Origin of the sequence: Psychroflexus longus (genome assembly GCF_020164595.1) — a bacterium.
GTDB lineage: Bacteria > Bacteroidota > Bacteroidia > Flavobacteriales > Flavobacteriaceae > Psychroflexus > Psychroflexus longus.
Map to the genome: position 1 here is coordinate 519,932 of NZ_JAIQZE010000001.1, position 15,402 is coordinate 535,333.

The window sequence follows — 15,402 nt, forward strand, 5'->3', positions numbered from 1 at the left end:
CTTGTATTTTATGTATTTTGCAAGAAAACATGACCTTATGATTTGGCAGAATTTTATAGACCAAACTTTAAAACCTATACAGGTTTCAGACACGATTTCAGATATTAAATTAGCTTTTAAAGCTTCAAAGTTTAATCACCTGCCTGTTTTCAAAAAAGGAGTTTTTAAAGGAAGTGTAAATGTTAGTGACCTTTTGGAACTAGAGCAAACCTCTATGCTTTCAGAATTCAAATATTTAGTAGAAGTATTTTATGCAGAAAGTCATAAAACCACCTTAGATCTTATTCATGAATTCGCCAATCATCAAACCAACTTGTTGCCAATATTGGACACTGACAAAAACTACATAGGGGTTGTAAAGCTCGAAGATGTGTTGGATCTTTTTGGCGAAACTCCCTTTGTAGCCAATGAAGGCGAGGTCATGATCTTAAGAAAGGAAAGAACTAAATTTGCCTTTAGTGAAGTTGCCCAGCTTATTGAAACTTTGAATGCCAGAGTTTCCGGGATGTATGTCAGTAAACTTACAGAAGAATATGTTGAAGTTACCGTGAAAGTAGAACATCAAGGCATTAATGAAATCTTACAAACTTTCCGTAGGTATGAATACCAAATCGCAAGTGAGCATCCTGAAGACTTATTTGCTGAAGATTTGAAAGAACATTCAGATTATCTCAATAAATATCTTGATATATAAATCATGGTAAAATCTGTCGCAATTTTCGGCCAGTCATTCTATCCTGAAACTGAAAAGTATCTCATACAGCTTCTAGAAGTTTTAGAGAAAAATCAGATCGATATTACTATAGAAGAGGATTACTACAGAATGTTGGTTGAAGAAAAACCAGTAAGGAATTTAGAAAAATATTCCACTTTCGAAACTTTAGACAAATCTGTAGATTTATTTTTTACTATTGGTGGTGACGGAACCATTTTATCTGCGACAAAATTTGTAAAAAACCTAGATATACCTATTGTAGGTATTAATACCGGGAGGCTCGGGTTTTTAGCAACAATTCATAAAGACGAAATTAAAAAGAGTATTGAAGAAATACTTTCTGGGAATTATAAGGTTTCTGAGCGCTCACTATTAGAGGTGAATCTTGAAACCAAAGAAAAAATTCTAGGTAATTTTCCGTTTGCGCTCAATGATGTAGCCATTAGCAGAAAAGAAACCACGTCAATGATCACTATTGAAACCTGGCTTAATGGTGAATTTTTAAATTCATATTGGTCTGACGGGATCATAATTTCTACTCCTACGGGCTCTACCGGTTACTCCTTAAGTTGCGGAGGACCTATTGTCACTCCACAAACCAAAAGTTTCATTATAACGCCTATTGCGCCCCACAACCTAAACGCCAGACCTCTGATTATACAGGATGACTTAGAAATAAAATTGAAAATTTCCGGGAGGGAAGATCAATATTTGATTTCTCTAGACTCAAGACTGGCTAGTCTAGAGAAAAACACTATAGTCCGTATAAAAAAAGCAGATTTCAAAATCAAACTCGTCTGGCTAGAAAATGACAGCTTTATTACTACACTTCGGAAAAAGCTATTGTGGGGACAAGATAAGCGGAACTAAAGCAATAAATTCCATTCAAAAGTGTTTTTAGAGACAAAAGAATAAAAACACAAGTCATTGAATCCGTTATTTTTATATTTGCAAACTTTTGGAACTCTATGAGATATATCCTGTTAAGCATTTATTTATGTTTCAGTATCAGCTTGACTAAAGCACAAACCTATGAAGCAGGGTTGGTCATTGGAGGTACAAATTTTGTAGGAGATGTAGGTTCATCCTCTTTCACTCGTCCTGAAGATTACTTTAGTCAGGATAAAGTTTCTTATGGAGCTATTTTAAAATGGAACCGAAGTCCAAGACATGCCTTCCGCTTTACCATAATGAGGATGAATACGTTTGGTAATGACCTTAGATCGGACGAACCAAAAAAGCTAGCTCGAGGATATGCTTTTGAAACTGATATTACTGAATTGTCTTTGGGCCTTGAATTTAATTTTTTTGAATGGGATCTTCATGAACTGAAAAGACCTCTTTTTACTCCATATATCTACTCAGGACCGACCTATTTTTTCACCAACGATTTTTATTTAGATCCGGCAACCAACGAACTTACAGAAGGAGAATCAACCTCTAATTTTGCAATACCTTTGGTATTTGGAGTAAAAGGAACCTTAAGCAGGCATTGGATATTGGCAGCAGAGTTTGGGGCCAGATATACCTTTACAGATAATTTGGATGGAAGTGCACCAGATGAAATAGTTAGTCCTCCAATTTATCCTACCTTTGGAAATTCAAATATGAACGATTGGTACATGTTTACAGGAATAACGCTTACTTACACCTTTGGTCGTAAGCCTTGTTACTGCAATTTTTAGTGAATGGATTATAAATCAAATATAATAGTAGAACGATTGCCAAAACACATCGCCATCATTATGGATGGCAATGGACGTTGGGCAAAGAAACAAGGCTTAATGCGAGTCCGAGGTCACGAAAAAGGGACTAAAGCCGTGAGAGAAACGGTTGAAAGTTGTGCAGAGTTAGGTATTCAAAATTTAACTCTTTACGCATTTTCTACAGAAAACTGGAACCGACCAAAACTTGAAGTTCAAACCCTCATGAAACTTCTTGTATCCTCTTTAAAGGAGGAAATCAAAACTTTGCAAGAGAACAAAATAAAGCTTCAAGCCATAGGCTGTATAACTAATTTACCTTCTAAGGCTAGGAAAGAGCTCAATGAGGTTATTGATAAAACCGCGCATAATGATCACATGACTCTCACACTTGCTTTGAGTTATGGCTCTAGAGAAGAACTTACCCAAGCTGTGAAGTTGATTAGTGAAAAGGTAAAAAATAACATAATAGATTTAGAAAGTATTGATGAATCTACAATAAATAAGCATCTTTACACCCAAAATTTACCAGACGTAGATATGATGATTCGCACGAGCGGTGAGCAGCGGATCAGTAATTTTTTACTCTGGCAAATGGCCTACGCAGAATTATATTTTACAGATGTTCTTTGGCCAGATTTCAGAAAAGATAACCTTTTTGAAGCAATTTACGAATATCAAAAAAGAGAAAGAAGATTTGGAAAAACAAGTGAACAACTCTAAGTGCTCCATATTGTTTGCTAGAACAACACGATACATATCCGTTCTGGCCATTATATTATTTAGCGTAATTATAAACGCTCAGAATTCACCTTTAGAATCTGCCGGCAAGAAATATACTCTTGGAGAAATAGAAGTCATTGGTTCTTCGAGCTATAACGAGCAAACTGTAATCGCTTTTACAGGTCTTAAAAAAGGAGATGAAATTTATATTCCTGGTGATAAGATAAGTAAGGTGTTGAAGAAGCTTTGGGATCTTGGCTTGTTTAGCGATATCAACTTCTATCTGAAAAATGTAGATGGTGATACTGCGGATCTGCAACTTGAAATTGTTGAGGTTCCAAAATTAAATGACGTCAAAATAAGAGGTGTAAAAAAGCGTAAACGCTCTGAAATTGTAAAAGACAATAAATTACAGAAAAACACAAAGGTCACAGAGAATTTTATAGTCAATCTGCGCAATAACCTCGAGGATAAATATAAAGAAAAAGGCTTTCTGAACGCTAAAGCAAAAATCACTACAACCCCTGTTGTAGATACCACATCCACAGATAACCTAGTGGATATGACCGTGAATATTGAACAGGGAGACAAGGTAAAAATAAGCTCTATCAATATAGAAGGTAATGAGCAATTTTCAGATTGGAAGGTAAAACGAATGATGAAGAAGACTAAGGAAAAGTTTTTCTTAAGATTCTGGAAACGTTCCAAGTTCATTGAAGATGAATATGAAGCGGATAAAGAAAGAATCATCAAAAAGTTCAAGGAAAAAGGCTATCGTGATGCGAGAGTTGTAAGTGACTCCGTGGTCGTGAATTCTGATACAGACATAGCTGTTAATATTGAAGTGAAGGAAGGAGACCGGTATTATTTTGGAAATATTGAATTTCTAGGAAATTCTGCTTACACTGACGCCCAGCTAAATCAATTAATGGGAATTCGTAAAGGTGATCCTTACAATGGTACCATTCTACAAAATAAGATTGCAAATAATGAAAAACCAGATGCTGATGATCTAACAAACTTGTATCAAAACAATGGATATTTGTTCTCGAACATCACTCCAGTCGAAACAAGAATATACAACGATACCATTGACTTTGAAATAAGGATTAACGAAGGGAAGATTGCTTATTTCAATGAAATTTTGGTCACTGGAAACGACAAAACCAATGATAATGTCATCTTCCGAAATTTAAGAACGCGTCCAGGACAACAATATAGCAAGCAGGATGTCATGAACACCATTCGTGAGCTTGGGCAACTTGGATTCTTTAATGCTGAAAATTTAGAGCCTAAGTTTGAAAGCGTGGATCCACAGTCGGGAACTTTAGACTTACATTACATTGTAGAGGAACAAGGCAGTAGCCAGATAGAACTACAAGGTGGTTATGGTGGTGGTGGTTTCATTGGAACGCTTGGTTTAAGGTTCAATAACTTCTCTATTAAAAATCTTTTCAATAAAGAGGCTTACAAACCTGTACCTATGGGAGACGGACAATCACTTTCGCTGAGGGCTCAGGCAAGTATCGCTTTCCAAAATTATAGCTTGTCGTTCGTTGAGCCTTGGCTTGGTGGTAAAAAACCGGTACAACTCTCGGTGTCTTTATCTCAAACCATTCAGTTTTTATTTAATCCGTTAACGAGAAGAGCAGATAACGACAGAAGTTTTACTATTTCTGGAATAAATGTAGGTTTTGCAAAACGTCTGAGAGAACCGGATCAAAACTTTACTTTGTCCACCAGTGTAGGTTATCAAAATTTTCAGTTGAACAACTACAACATAGGATTATTCAATTTTCCAAATGGATTTTCAAATAACCTATCTTTTACTGTAGGACTCAACAGAAACAATACGTTTACCAACCCAATTTTCCCAATGGGTGGTTCTGAGTTTGACTTTTCTGTCAAATTCACTTTACCTTACTCTGCATTCAACGATGTAGATTATGGACAACTTAGAGCTGAAAGAGATGAAGCTCTTGCAACGAATGATAATGAAGCCCTAGCAAGAATTGATCAGCAGAGATTTAATTGGCTGGAATTTTATAAAGTTAAGTTTAGTGGGGACTGGTACAATAATCTGTTTGATAAATTAGTTTTAAGAACACGATTTGAATACGGTTTCCTTGGAGCTTATAACAATGACAGAGGTATCCCTCCATTTGAGCGTTTCTTCTTGGGAGGTGATGGCCTTGCAGGTTTTGCTCTGGATGGTCGTGAAATTGTGGCTTTGAGAGGTTATCCTAACCAATCTATATTGCCAAGAACAAGAACTGTTGGCGGAGAAGAAAGTTTCAACGACGGTGCTTCCATCTATAACAAATACACAATGGAATTGAGATACCCTATCACTTTAAAGCCAACGGCATCCATTTATGGTCTTGCCTTTTTGGAAGGTGGTGCTACGTTCGATCAGTTTAAAGATTTTACGCCATTTGAAATGAGTCGTTCTGCTGGTGCAGGTTTACGAATTTTCATGCCTGCTTTTGGTCTTTTAGGTATTGACTTTGGATATGGATTTGACCCAATACCAGGATCGAACACCGGTGCAAATGGATGGGAAACGCATTTTATTATTGGGCAACAATTTTAAAAGATGGCACAGTTTTTAATACATTAGAGATATGAAGTTTTTGAAATACCTTTTATTCTTAAGTATATTTTCTTTCTCCATGTCTGGTCAAGGTGGCTTGAAAATAGCTTATGTTGATATGGATTACGTATTGGAAAAACTTCCAGAATATAAGCAAGCTTCAAATCAACTGGACATGAAAGCTCAGCAATGGAGAACTGAGATTGAAGGCAAGCAAAATGAAATCAATAAACTAAAAGCTGAACTCGAAAATGAAAGACCTCTTCTTACTTCTGAACTTATTCAGGACATGGAAGATGAAATCAGTTTTTTAGAAAATAAATTACTTGAGTACCGCAACAAACGCTTTGGCGTTTCTGGCGATTTTATTGTTCAGAAAAGACAATTAATTCAACCCATTCAAGATCAGGTTTTTAATGCCATTCAAGAAATTGGAGATAGTAGAGATTATGATTTTATTTTTGAAAACTCTGCAGATGCTTTACTTTTGTTTTCAGCTAGGAGACATGATTTAAGTGAAGTCATTTTAAAACTGATCAACAGGAATTCCAGAGGTGCAGGTGCAGAAACTGCAGATGTAATAGAAGAGCTAGAGGACTATAAATCTGTTGAGAAGGCAGAAGAAGACGAAATTAAAAAAGAAGAACAGGCGCTTAAAGAAGAGGAGCGTAAAAGCGAAAGAGAAGCTCTTATTGATGAACGCCAAAGAAAAAGAGATTCCTTAAGAGATGCTAGACAACGTGAGTTTGAAAAACGAAGAGCTAGAATATTAAAAGAACGAGAAGAAAGACAAAGAGAAAGAGACTCTATAAAAAACGCAAGAGAAAATAATTAATTATAATCACTAAACTAAAAATTAAGAAATGAGAACATTAAAAACAATTGTAATAGCCTTGGTATTGTCTTTTGGATTGATGGCAAGCACAAATGCACAGTCTAAAATTGCACACATTAACTCTCAGGAATTTGTTCAAAACTTACCAAGCTACAAATCTGCAATGTCAGAACTCGATCAACGCGAGAAAACTTACCGTAAGGAGATAGACGACTTGCTAAAAGAAGCGCAAAAAACTAATGAGCGTTACCAAAGAGAAGCAAGTACTAAAACTGAAGAAGAGAATCAAAAAAGAGCTATGGAGCTTCAGGAAATGCAACAGTCTATTCAGGAGTACAGACAAACTGCCTCTGAGGACCTTCAGAAAAAACAGGAGGAATTGATGAGACCTGTTCTTGAGAGAGCAAGAGAAGTCATTCAGAATGTGGCTAGAGAAAAGGGATACGATTATGTATTGGATTCTTCACTAGGTTCTGGCGTATTGATGGCAGATGGTTACGACTTGATGCAGGACGCTAAAGTTGCTATAGGAGAGTAATTCAATTTACTTTATAATTCATACAAAAAGACCATCTTTGTGATGGTCTTTTTATTTTAATATGTCTCAACAACCCATTATTTTATTTGATTCTGGCGTAGGAGGAACTTCTATTCTAAAGGAATTAGTAGAGCTTTTACCCCAAGAAAATTTCATCTATCTGGCCGATAGTAAAAATGCTCCCTACGGAGAACGAACAACCCGAGACATCATAAATCTGAGTGTAAAAAACACAGAGCTTGCATTGAGCATGCAGGCAAAACTAATTGTGGTCGCCTGCAATACAGCTACTACCAATGCCATCTCTCACTTAAGATTAAATTATCAACTCCCTTTCATAGGAATAGAACCCGCTATAAAACCTGCAGCCCTACATTCTGAAGTCAGAAGAATCGGAGTATTGGCTACCAAAGGAACTTTAAGTAGCGAGCTGTTTAAACAAACCTCAGAAGCCTTTACACAGGGAATAGATGTTATTGAAGTCATTGGAAAGGGTATTGTTGAAGCTGTTGAAGGAGGCTGGACTAAAGATGAAAAGTTTATAAAACAATTGGAAAAACAATTACAGCCTTTTATACACCAAAGTATTGATTACCTGGTTTTAGGCTGCACTCATTTCCCATACATCATCCCTCAACTAAAACATCTTCTACCTTCTCATGTTAAAATTATTGATTCTGGTAGAGCAGTCGCAAAACAGACTGAAGCCGTGTTGAGAAAAAACAAGCTTAAAACCTCTTCAAAAACAGAAGGACAAGTTCAGGTGTATACCAATGCAGATAATGTTTATCATGTTAAGGAGCTCGTCAAAGAAATTCACAATGTGGAAGTAAAACAGATGGATTTTTAATAGTTTACTGCTGGACAAACACAGGTTTGGCGTTTTCTGTTTTCTCCAAAATCGTAACCAATAGTGATCTGGTGAAAACCAGAAGTTGAGATAACTTCAGAAAATGCCTGATGAGAATAGGTGTAAGCCACCATGAACCGATTGTAATTGAACCCAACAAATGGCGAAATATATTGTAAGTTTTGTGATTCTGCTTGATTTCCTGGTGCTGTAAAATCGATACCGTCCAGAGCTCTTCTATATGAAACTCCACCCCAAACCTGGCCTACATTAAGTTGATAGTAAGCTTTTGCGTTTATATCCACATTAGACTGATTTATCGCTTCTCTATGCTGGAAAAACAGGGAAGGTTCAAAAATCCACCGAGACTGAAGGGACGAAATAGTGTAGCCTACTGAAGCCAAATATTGACGCTGATTTTCAGACTCAAATACTTCAGAAAAGACCCTTCGCTGTTGAGGGAGAATGTTTTTCAAGGTGAGGTGTGCAAAAAAATCTAAAAAGAAATAAGAAACTCCAAAGTCAACATTAAAAATTGTTTCAGACTGTTGAGAACCATCAATTGCTGGATCTGGAGTTCCTATTAAATTGAGACCCCTTTGGTCCAGGCGGTCCTGAACCACACCAGCACTCAAACCAAAAGAAAGTTGATTGATGTCTGCAGTAGACCTTGAAAACATGAGATGGTAAGCAAAGGTAGCGTAAGCGGCTTGTTGCGAAAATCGACCATTGGAATCGTTATAAAATATACCACCTAAACCCACTTTATCGTTTATTCTTCCATTTACACTCATGGTTTGTAAGCTCGGAGCATCATCAACATCAAACCATTGTTGCCTTGCCGTAAGTCTTATCTTATTAAAATTAGAGGCCCCTGCCATTGATGGATGGACCAAATAATAATTGTCCGTCAGATAATCGGAATATATTGGCAAACTCAAGTTTTGAGAATATGCAACATTAGGAGTCATTGCAACAATTAATAAAAAAATTGCTGCAGATAATTTTTGAAGTAGAAATGAGAAATTTATCAAGTTCAAAAATGATTTTCTAGAAGATGATCTAATAACCAAATATATATTTTATTGTTCTTCATCTATAATATTTGCTTTCAATCCTAAAAAGTTTAAAACTTCACAATTAGATAGTTTTAACTGCTAATAGAAACTAAATTAGATCAATTCGAAACTATTGTTTTGTAATTTTGTAGAAAATTAGGATTATGTCAAATTATACAGTAGAAATAAAGCCAACCAACAAGCCTTCCATACTAAAGTTTGAGTTCAATGAATTTCTGACTAAGCAAAAAGGCTACGAATATCATAATATTGAAGAGGCCATCAAGTCACCTATAGCTTCGCAACTGTTTTACCTTCCATTTGTAAAGACCGTTTACATTTCTCAAAATTTTATTGCTATTGAGAAATTCAATATTGTTGAATGGGAAGACGTACAAGATGAAGTCGCAGAACAGCTATTAAAGCACCTCAATGAAGGTGGAGAAATAGTTAAGGAAGAAGAAGCAGAGTCTACCAAAAAAGTTCCGGTTACGGTTTATGCCGAAAGCACACCAAATCCTTCGGTGATGAAGTTTGTAGCCAACAAAAAACTAGTATTGGAATCTGCAGAATTCAAAACAATTGATGATGCCGACCGTTCCCCTTTGGCCCAGAAATTATTTCACTTCCCCTTCGTAAAAGAGGTGTTTATGGATGAGAATTACATTTCCATCAACAAATACGACATGGCCGAGTGGGACATGATCACTAATGAGCTCCGAGGGTTTATAAAAGATTATATTGAAGAAGGCGGAACCATTTTAAAAACTGGATCTGTTTCAAAAGAGAAATCTGAAGAATCTTCTTCACCAAAAATTGACACTTCCAACCTGGACGACGTATCTAAAGAAATCGTTCAGATTTTAGAAGAATATGTAAAACCAGCTGTAGCGAGTGATGGTGGGAATATCGTATTTAAGTCTTACAACAAAGAATCCAAAGACGTAGAAGTCATCCTGCAAGGCGCTTGTAGTGGATGCCCTTCCTCGACAATCACTTTGAAAAACGGAATTGAAACCATGCTTAAGGAAATGCTTCAAGGTAAAATCAATAATGTTGTGGCTTTTAACGGCTAGTCAAAACTATTTACAATCAACTCGGCGGTTCGGCGACTTGCGCCTACACCGCCGAGTTTAGTTTTTAACTCTTTATAATCGCTTAACATTTTTTCTCTGCCTTTTGAGTCGAGTATTTTATCCAATTCTAATTTGAGTTGTTTTGATGTCAATTCAGTTTGAATCAATTCTTTCACCACTTCCCGATTCATAATCAAGTTCACAAGTGAGATATAATCCAATTTCACAATTTGTTTAGCGATCCAGTAAGAAATCAGGTTTCCTTTGTAGCAAACTACTTCCGGCACTTCAAACAAGGCTGTCTCGAGGGTCGCTGTCCCCGAAGTCACCAATGCCGCATGAGATTTGCTCAATAAATTATAGGTGTCATTAGTAATGAATTTTACTTCGGAATTTGATACTACTGACTTATAAAATTCTTCATCTTGGCTTGGTGCTCCTGCGATGATAAATTGATACTTCGGGTAATCGCGAACTACTGAAAGCATTACTGAAAGCATTACAGATATCTCCTGTTTGCGGCTTCCTGGAAGCAAAGCGATAATTGGTTTATCGTCCAGGTCGTGCTTATTTTTAAACTCTTCAAAACTGATTTCCTTACGCTTTTCAATTTGATCTAAAAGCGGATGTCCTACAAAGTGGACATCAAAATCATGCTTTCCTTCATAAAATTCTTTTTCAAAAGGAAGAATGACATACATGTGGTCTACGTCTCTTTTGATGTCTTTAATCCTACTTTCTTTCCAGGCCCAAATTTGAGGGGACACATAGTAATGTGTCGCAATACCTTGCTGCTTTGCCCATTTTGCAATCCTCATGTTAAAGCCAGGATAGTCGACAAAAATGATAGCATCGGGCTGATTTTTAGAAATATCAGCTTTACAGAGCTTGATGTTGCTTAGTATGGTTTTCAAGTTCGTGATCACTTCCCAGAAACCCATAAAAGCCAAATCTCGATAATGTTTTACCAATATCCCTCCTACTTCAGCCATAAGGTCGCCTCCCCAGAATCTAAATTCTGCAGAACTATCTTTTTCCAGTAAAGCTTGCATCAAATTTGAGGCGTGAAGGTCACCTGAAGCTTCACCAGCTATAATATAATATTTCATCAAGTTTTGTAATAAGATCGATTAACGAAATTACAATAAAATAAGCAGTAGACCTTAAGCTAAGGGTCAAGTTCATACTTGAGTTCCTGTGGGATTTGCTACATTTGCAAAATCTTTTTAAGACAAAGAATTTATGATTCAATCCATGACCGGTTACGGTAAAAGCAAGCTGGAAGAAACTGGCAAAACATTTACCGTTGAGATAAAATCTCTCAACAGCAAAAGCTTAGATGCCAACGTAAGAATTCCCTCAGAATTTAGAGAACTGGAGCTCCCCATCAGAAATAAGCTTTCTCAAAGCCTGGGCCGAGGAAAAGTTGATTTTTCTCTTCAGGTTGAAAAACATGATGAGGAAAGTACAGCTAGAATCAATACTAAGGTCGTTGAAAATTATCTGAAACAACTTAAAACGCTTCCAGTATCGACCTTGAAAGACGACAGTCGCCTACTTCAAATCGCAATGACATTACCAAATGCTTTGAGTTCAGAGAAAAATGAATTGGAAAAGGAGGATTCTAAAGCGGTTTACCAGGTTTTGGACCTGGCTTTGGAGCAAATCAACACCTTTAGAACTGATGAGGGGAAAGTCTTGAAAGAAGATTTCGAACTCAGAATTCAAAATCTTACTGAATTACTTTCAGAAGTAAAATCGATAGACCCGGAACGTATCGAGCACGTAAAAACGAGATTGAGAAAGGGCATCGAAGACCTTAAGGAAAAAATTGACGAAAACCGATTTGAGCAAGAATTGATTTACTATATCGAAAAATACGACATTACCGAGGAGAAGACGAGACTCGATAATCACTTATCGTATTTCTTAAAAGCTCTGAATTCTTCTGATTCCAATGGTAAAAAACTCAATTTCATTTGCCAGGAAATCGGCAGAGAAATCAATACCATAGGAAGTAAATCCAACTTTGCTCCAATGCAAAAAACCGTGGTGCAAATGAAGGATGAACTTGAGAAGATAAAAGAACAACTGCTTAACGTACTTTAAGTATGGATGATAAAAAACAAGGAAAGCTTATTGTGTTTTCTGCTCCTTCAGGTTCTGGAAAAACAACTATAGTAAGACATCTGTTAGCACAAGAGGATTTGGGTCTGGAGTTCTCTATCTCAGCAACCTCACGATCTCCAAGAGAAAATGAAGTGGATGGTGAGGATTATTATTTCATGGACTTGAAAGAGTTCAAATCCCACATCAAAAATGATGATTTTCTGGAATGGGAAGAAGTCTATAGGGATAATTTCTATGGCACCTTAAATTCTGAAGTGGAACGTATTTGGGCAATGGGAAAGCACGTCGTTTTTGATATTGACGTTGTTGGAGGCCTTGACATTAAGCGAATTTATCCTGAACAAACACTTGCTGTTTTTGTGGAACCGCCAAGTATTGAAGAACTCAAAATCAGACTTAAAAAGAGAAAGACAGAGTCAGATGATCGTATCGCCATGAGAGTTGCTAAAGCGTCTATTGAAATGGCAACTGCTCCGCAATTTGACCACATTATCGTGAATGAAGATTTGGACACGGCGCTTGATGAAGCCTATCATTTGGTCAAAGATTTTATTAAATGAAAAAAGTAGGTTTATATTTTGGGACATTCAATCCCTTTCATATTGGGCATTTGATCATAGCCAATCATTTGACTGAACACACAGATTTGGAAGAGGTTTGGCTTGTGATTACTCCTCAAAGCCCTTTTAAAAAGAAAAATAGTCTTTTGGAAAACCATCATAGGTTTGAGCTAGTGTACCGGGCAACCGAGGAGTACGAGAAACTAAAACCATGCGATGTGGAATTCAAATTACCACAGCCCAATTATACTTCCAAGACATTAGCAGAGCTGAGGGATTCGCATCCAGATTTAAGCTTCACATTAATCATGGGGGAAGATAATCTGGTGAATTTTCATAAGTGGAAAAATTATGAAACGATCCTGGAGCATCATGAAATCTATGTTTGCCCCAGAACTACAAAATCTGAAATTCCAGAACAATTTCAAGATCATCCAAAAATATTTGCCACCGATACTCCAATAATGGAAATCTCATCGACACTTATAAGAAAAATGATAAAATCTGGCAAAAATGTAACGCCTTTACTTCAACACAGGGTTTGGGAATATATTGATCAGATGAATTTTTACAGATAAAGGAATCACATTAGCAGATTAAAAATTTGTTAATCTGAAATATAATGTATTAATATTTATCAAGTTCAAAGAAAATCAGATAAGCACATGTGTTGTGCAAAAGAAAACTGAAAAACAAAACATATGACAAATCCTAATCCCAATTTTGGTGTCATCGGCAGTGGAAGCTGGGCAACAGCAATTGTTAAAATGCTATGCGAAAATGTACCAGAAGTGAATTGGTATGTAAGAAAACCGGAAGTCATAGCCCATATTGAGAAGGAGCATCATAACCCTAATTACCTCAGTGCTGTTGAGTTTGATCCAAAACAGGTAAGATTGTCCAGCGACATCAACAAAGTCATTCAGGAATCAGACTTTTTAATTTTTGTGGTGCCCTCAGCTTTTTTAAAAAAGGAACTGGACAAAATCACTGTAGATATTTCCGACAAAATCATCTTTAGTGCAATTAAGGGGATTGTACCGGAATCTCAACAATTGGTTGGAGAGCATTTTCATACAGAATACAATATTCCATTTGAGAGAATTGGCGTCATTACTGGCCCCTGTCACGCAGAAGAAGTAGCGCTGGAGCGCTTGTCTTACCTTACCATTGCCTGCGCCAATGAGGACCATGCCACAACACTGGCTCAATTTCTTAGCAGTGATTATATAAAATGCAATGTTTCTGAAGACGTCATAGGAACTGAATATGCCGCTGTACTTAAAAATATTTATGCGATTGCTGCAGGAATCGCACATGGTCTGGGCTACGGAGACAATTTCCAAAGTGTCCTTATGAGTAACGCTATAAGAGAAATGAAACGCTTTATCAAAAAGCGCTACAAGATGAAACGAAACATCAACGATTCTGCTTATTTAGGAGATTTGCTGGTGACTGGTTACTCTGTCTTTAGCCGTAATCGCTATTTTGGAAATATGATCGGTAAAGGCTATACCGTAAAAAGTGCCCAGATGGAAATGAGTATGGTGGCAGAAGGCTACTATGCTACGAATTCCGCTTACGAAATTAGCAAGACCTTTGGAAATAAGAAAGCACGAACCCCGATCATAAATGCGGTTTACAAAGTCTTATACGAAGGAAAGAATCCAAAAAAAATCTTCGAAAAATTAGCTGACAAGCTTAATTAATACAACATCCTAATGAATTCAGTTTTAAAAGGTGGCATCCTGGTTGCTCTGGGTGCTTCATGCTATGGTTTGCTCACAACTTTTGTGAAGCTCGCCTACGATGAGCATTATACCGCTTATGAAGTAACATTTTCACAAATCCTGATTGGTTTTGTAGCTTTGGTTATTTTGAATCTCTTTTTGAAAAAGAAAAAGCCACCCATTACAGATCCAGCTTTGAGGCGTAAGACAATCTTTTATCTTATTCTTGCCGGAAGCTCATTGGGTTTTACAAGTATCTTCTACTATTTAGCAATGCAATATATCACAGTTTCGGTAGGAATTGTGCTATTGATGCAAAGCGTGTGGATAGGTGTGGTTCTGGATAGTATCATCAATAAAATAAAACCCACCAAAATCAAGATCATCTCCGTTATTCTTATTTTGATAGGAACGGTTTTGGCCGCGGATCTACTCATCGAAGAACAAGACGTAGAACTCGCAGGTATAGGTTTCGGTATTCTAGCTGCACTTTCCTACACAGTCACCATTATGACGTCCAACAGTGTGGGAACTCAATATCATCCTATTACCAGGAGCAAATGGATGATGCTTGGTGGACTCATAGTCGTTTCGATCATCACCCTGCCTGAATTAATTGAGTACATGGATTTTGGCATTTTTACACTATGGGGTCCTATTTTGGCTCTATTTGGAACCATTTTACCACCTTTATTCTTTACCGCTGGCATGCCTAAGATAAATGTAGGGCTTGGCGCTATTATCTCTTCAATCGAGCTTCCAGTTGCAGTTTTGATGGGATATTTCGTTTTACATGAAGATCAAAACATCTTCAAATGGATAGGAATTCTTCTGATTTTGTCTTCGATAGTCCTTATGAATTTAAAGAAAGTCAAAAAGGAGCCTTTGTAA

Annotated in this window: 16 protein-coding genes; 14 read left to right on the top strand and 2 right to left on the bottom strand. The window is 36.8% G+C overall.

What is annotated here, in order from left to right; all coding sequences use genetic code 11:
- Nucleotides 1–37 precede the first annotated feature (37 nt).
- The 8 genes from LB452_RS02325 (at nucleotide 38) to murI (ending at nucleotide 7,957) form a co-directional block, all read left to right on the top strand.
- The gene (locus tag LB452_RS02325; protein WP_224460108.1) at nucleotides 38–694 is read left to right on the top strand and encodes a CBS domain-containing protein; all 657 of its coding nucleotides are present in this window, start codon (nucleotides 38–40) and stop codon (nucleotides 692–694) included.
- 3 nt (nucleotides 695–697) lie between these two features.
- On the top strand, nucleotides 698–1,585 hold the full coding sequence (locus LB452_RS02330) for an NAD kinase (protein WP_224460109.1): 888 nt from the start codon (nucleotides 698–700) through the stop codon (nucleotides 1,583–1,585).
- A 98-nt stretch (nucleotides 1,586–1,683) separates the two neighbouring features.
- Nucleotides 1,684–2,400: a type IX secretion system protein PorG gene (porG, locus tag LB452_RS02335; RefSeq protein ID WP_224460110.1), complete on the top strand. Its 717-nt coding sequence runs from the start codon at nucleotides 1,684–1,686 to the stop codon at nucleotides 2,398–2,400.
- Nucleotides 2,401–2,403: 3 nt separating this feature from the next.
- Nucleotides 2,404–3,141 (top strand): isoprenyl transferase, encoded by a 738-nt coding sequence (locus LB452_RS02340; protein WP_224460111.1) that lies wholly within the window; start codon nucleotides 2,404–2,406, stop codon nucleotides 3,139–3,141.
- Nucleotides 3,077–5,734 (top strand): BamA/OMP85 family outer membrane protein, encoded by a 2,658-nt coding sequence (locus LB452_RS02345; RefSeq protein WP_224460112.1) that lies wholly within the window; start codon nucleotides 3,077–3,079, stop codon nucleotides 5,732–5,734. Before LB452_RS02340 ends, LB452_RS02345 begins: the two co-directional genes overlap by 65 nt.
- 31 nt (nucleotides 5,735–5,765) lie before the next feature.
- Entirely contained in the window at nucleotides 5,766–6,569 is an 804-nt protein-coding gene (locus LB452_RS02350) for an OmpH family outer membrane protein (protein WP_224460113.1), read from the top strand.
- 28 nt (nucleotides 6,570–6,597) lie between these two features.
- Nucleotides 6,598–7,107, top strand: coding sequence for an OmpH family outer membrane protein (locus tag LB452_RS02355; RefSeq protein WP_224460114.1), 510 nt, complete (start codon nucleotides 6,598–6,600; stop codon nucleotides 7,105–7,107).
- Between the two features lie 61 nt (nucleotides 7,108–7,168).
- The gene (gene murI / locus LB452_RS02360; protein WP_224460115.1) at nucleotides 7,169–7,957 is read left to right on the top strand and encodes a glutamate racemase; all 789 of its coding nucleotides are present in this window, start codon (nucleotides 7,169–7,171) and stop codon (nucleotides 7,955–7,957) included.
- On the opposite strand, the gene LB452_RS02365 is transcribed toward murI, so the two are convergent.
- The gene (locus LB452_RS02365) at nucleotides 7,954–8,949 is read right to left on the bottom strand and encodes a PorP/SprF family type IX secretion system membrane protein (protein WP_323670374.1); all 996 of its coding nucleotides are present in this window, start codon (nucleotides 8,947–8,949) and stop codon (nucleotides 7,954–7,956) included. The genes murI and LB452_RS02365 overlap by 4 nt on opposite strands.
- Before the next feature lie 230 nt (nucleotides 8,950–9,179).
- Here LB452_RS02365 and LB452_RS02370 point away from each other — a divergent pair, with 230 nt between their 5' ends.
- A complete protein-coding gene (locus LB452_RS02370; RefSeq protein WP_224460116.1) occupies nucleotides 9,180–10,091 on the top strand; it encodes a NifU family protein in 912 nt (303 codons plus the stop codon).
- Here LB452_RS02370 and lpxB read toward each other — a convergent pair.
- Nucleotides 10,088–11,200, bottom strand: a complete 1,113-nt coding sequence (gene lpxB / locus LB452_RS02375; protein ID WP_224460117.1) for a lipid-A-disaccharide synthase — start codon at nucleotides 11,198–11,200, stop codon at nucleotides 10,088–10,090. The genes LB452_RS02370 and lpxB overlap by 4 nt on opposite strands.
- A gap of 133 nt (nucleotides 11,201–11,333) precedes the next feature.
- Between lpxB and LB452_RS02380 the strand changes: the two genes are divergently transcribed.
- From LB452_RS02380 to LB452_RS02400, 5 genes are all read left to right on the top strand, one after another.
- Nucleotides 11,334–12,200, top strand: coding sequence for a YicC/YloC family endoribonuclease (locus tag LB452_RS02380; RefSeq protein WP_224460118.1), 867 nt, complete (start codon nucleotides 11,334–11,336; stop codon nucleotides 12,198–12,200).
- A 2-nt stretch (nucleotides 12,201–12,202) separates the two neighbouring features.
- Nucleotides 12,203–12,781 carry a guanylate kinase gene (gene gmk / locus LB452_RS02385; RefSeq protein ID WP_224460119.1) on the top strand — a complete coding sequence of 193 codons (579 nt, stop codon included), beginning with the start codon at nucleotides 12,203–12,205 and terminating at the stop codon, nucleotides 12,779–12,781.
- Complete coding sequence (gene nadD / locus LB452_RS02390; protein WP_224460120.1) at nucleotides 12,778–13,359, top strand: nicotinate (nicotinamide) nucleotide adenylyltransferase; 582 nt, start codon at nucleotides 12,778–12,780, stop codon at nucleotides 13,357–13,359. Before gmk ends, nadD begins: the two co-directional genes overlap by 4 nt.
- Before the next feature lie 123 nt (nucleotides 13,360–13,482).
- Nucleotides 13,483–14,490, top strand: a complete 1,008-nt coding sequence (locus LB452_RS02395; protein WP_224460121.1) for an NAD(P)H-dependent glycerol-3-phosphate dehydrogenase — start codon at nucleotides 13,483–13,485, stop codon at nucleotides 14,488–14,490.
- 12 nt (nucleotides 14,491–14,502) lie between these two features.
- Complete coding sequence (locus LB452_RS02400; protein WP_224460122.1) at nucleotides 14,503–15,402, top strand: EamA family transporter; 900 nt, start codon at nucleotides 14,503–14,505, stop codon at nucleotides 15,400–15,402.

Coding starts and splice junctions, on each gene's coding strand:
- nadD (WP_224460120.1), top strand. CDS start 12,778: ATGAAAAAAGTAGGTTTATATTTTGGGACATTCAATCCCTTTCATATT.
- gmk (WP_224460119.1), top strand. CDS start 12,203: ATGGATGATAAAAAACAAGGAAAGCTTATTGTGTTTTCTGCTCCTTCA.
- LB452_RS02370 (WP_224460116.1), top strand. CDS start 9,180: ATGTCAAATTATACAGTAGAAATAAAGCCAACCAACAAGCCTTCCATA.
- LB452_RS02340 (WP_224460111.1), top strand. CDS start 2,404: ATGGATTATAAATCAAATATAATAGTAGAACGATTGCCAAAACACATC.
- murI (WP_224460115.1), top strand. CDS start 7,169: ATGTCTCAACAACCCATTATTTTATTTGATTCTGGCGTAGGAGGAACT.
- lpxB (WP_224460117.1), bottom strand. CDS start 11,200: ATGAAATATTATATTATAGCTGGTGAAGCTTCAGGTGACCTTCACGCC.
- LB452_RS02330 (WP_224460109.1), top strand. CDS start 698: ATGGTAAAATCTGTCGCAATTTTCGGCCAGTCATTCTATCCTGAAACT.
- porG (WP_224460110.1), top strand. CDS start 1,684: ATGAGATATATCCTGTTAAGCATTTATTTATGTTTCAGTATCAGCTTG.
- LB452_RS02325 (WP_224460108.1), top strand. CDS start 38: ATGATTTGGCAGAATTTTATAGACCAAACTTTAAAACCTATACAGGTT.
- LB452_RS02355 (WP_224460114.1), top strand. CDS start 6,598: ATGAGAACATTAAAAACAATTGTAATAGCCTTGGTATTGTCTTTTGGA.
- LB452_RS02400 (WP_224460122.1), top strand. CDS start 14,503: ATGAATTCAGTTTTAAAAGGTGGCATCCTGGTTGCTCTGGGTGCTTCA.
- LB452_RS02350 (WP_224460113.1), top strand. CDS start 5,766: ATGAAGTTTTTGAAATACCTTTTATTCTTAAGTATATTTTCTTTCTCC.
- LB452_RS02380 (WP_224460118.1), top strand. CDS start 11,334: ATGATTCAATCCATGACCGGTTACGGTAAAAGCAAGCTGGAAGAAACT.
- LB452_RS02395 (WP_224460121.1), top strand. CDS start 13,483: ATGACAAATCCTAATCCCAATTTTGGTGTCATCGGCAGTGGAAGCTGG.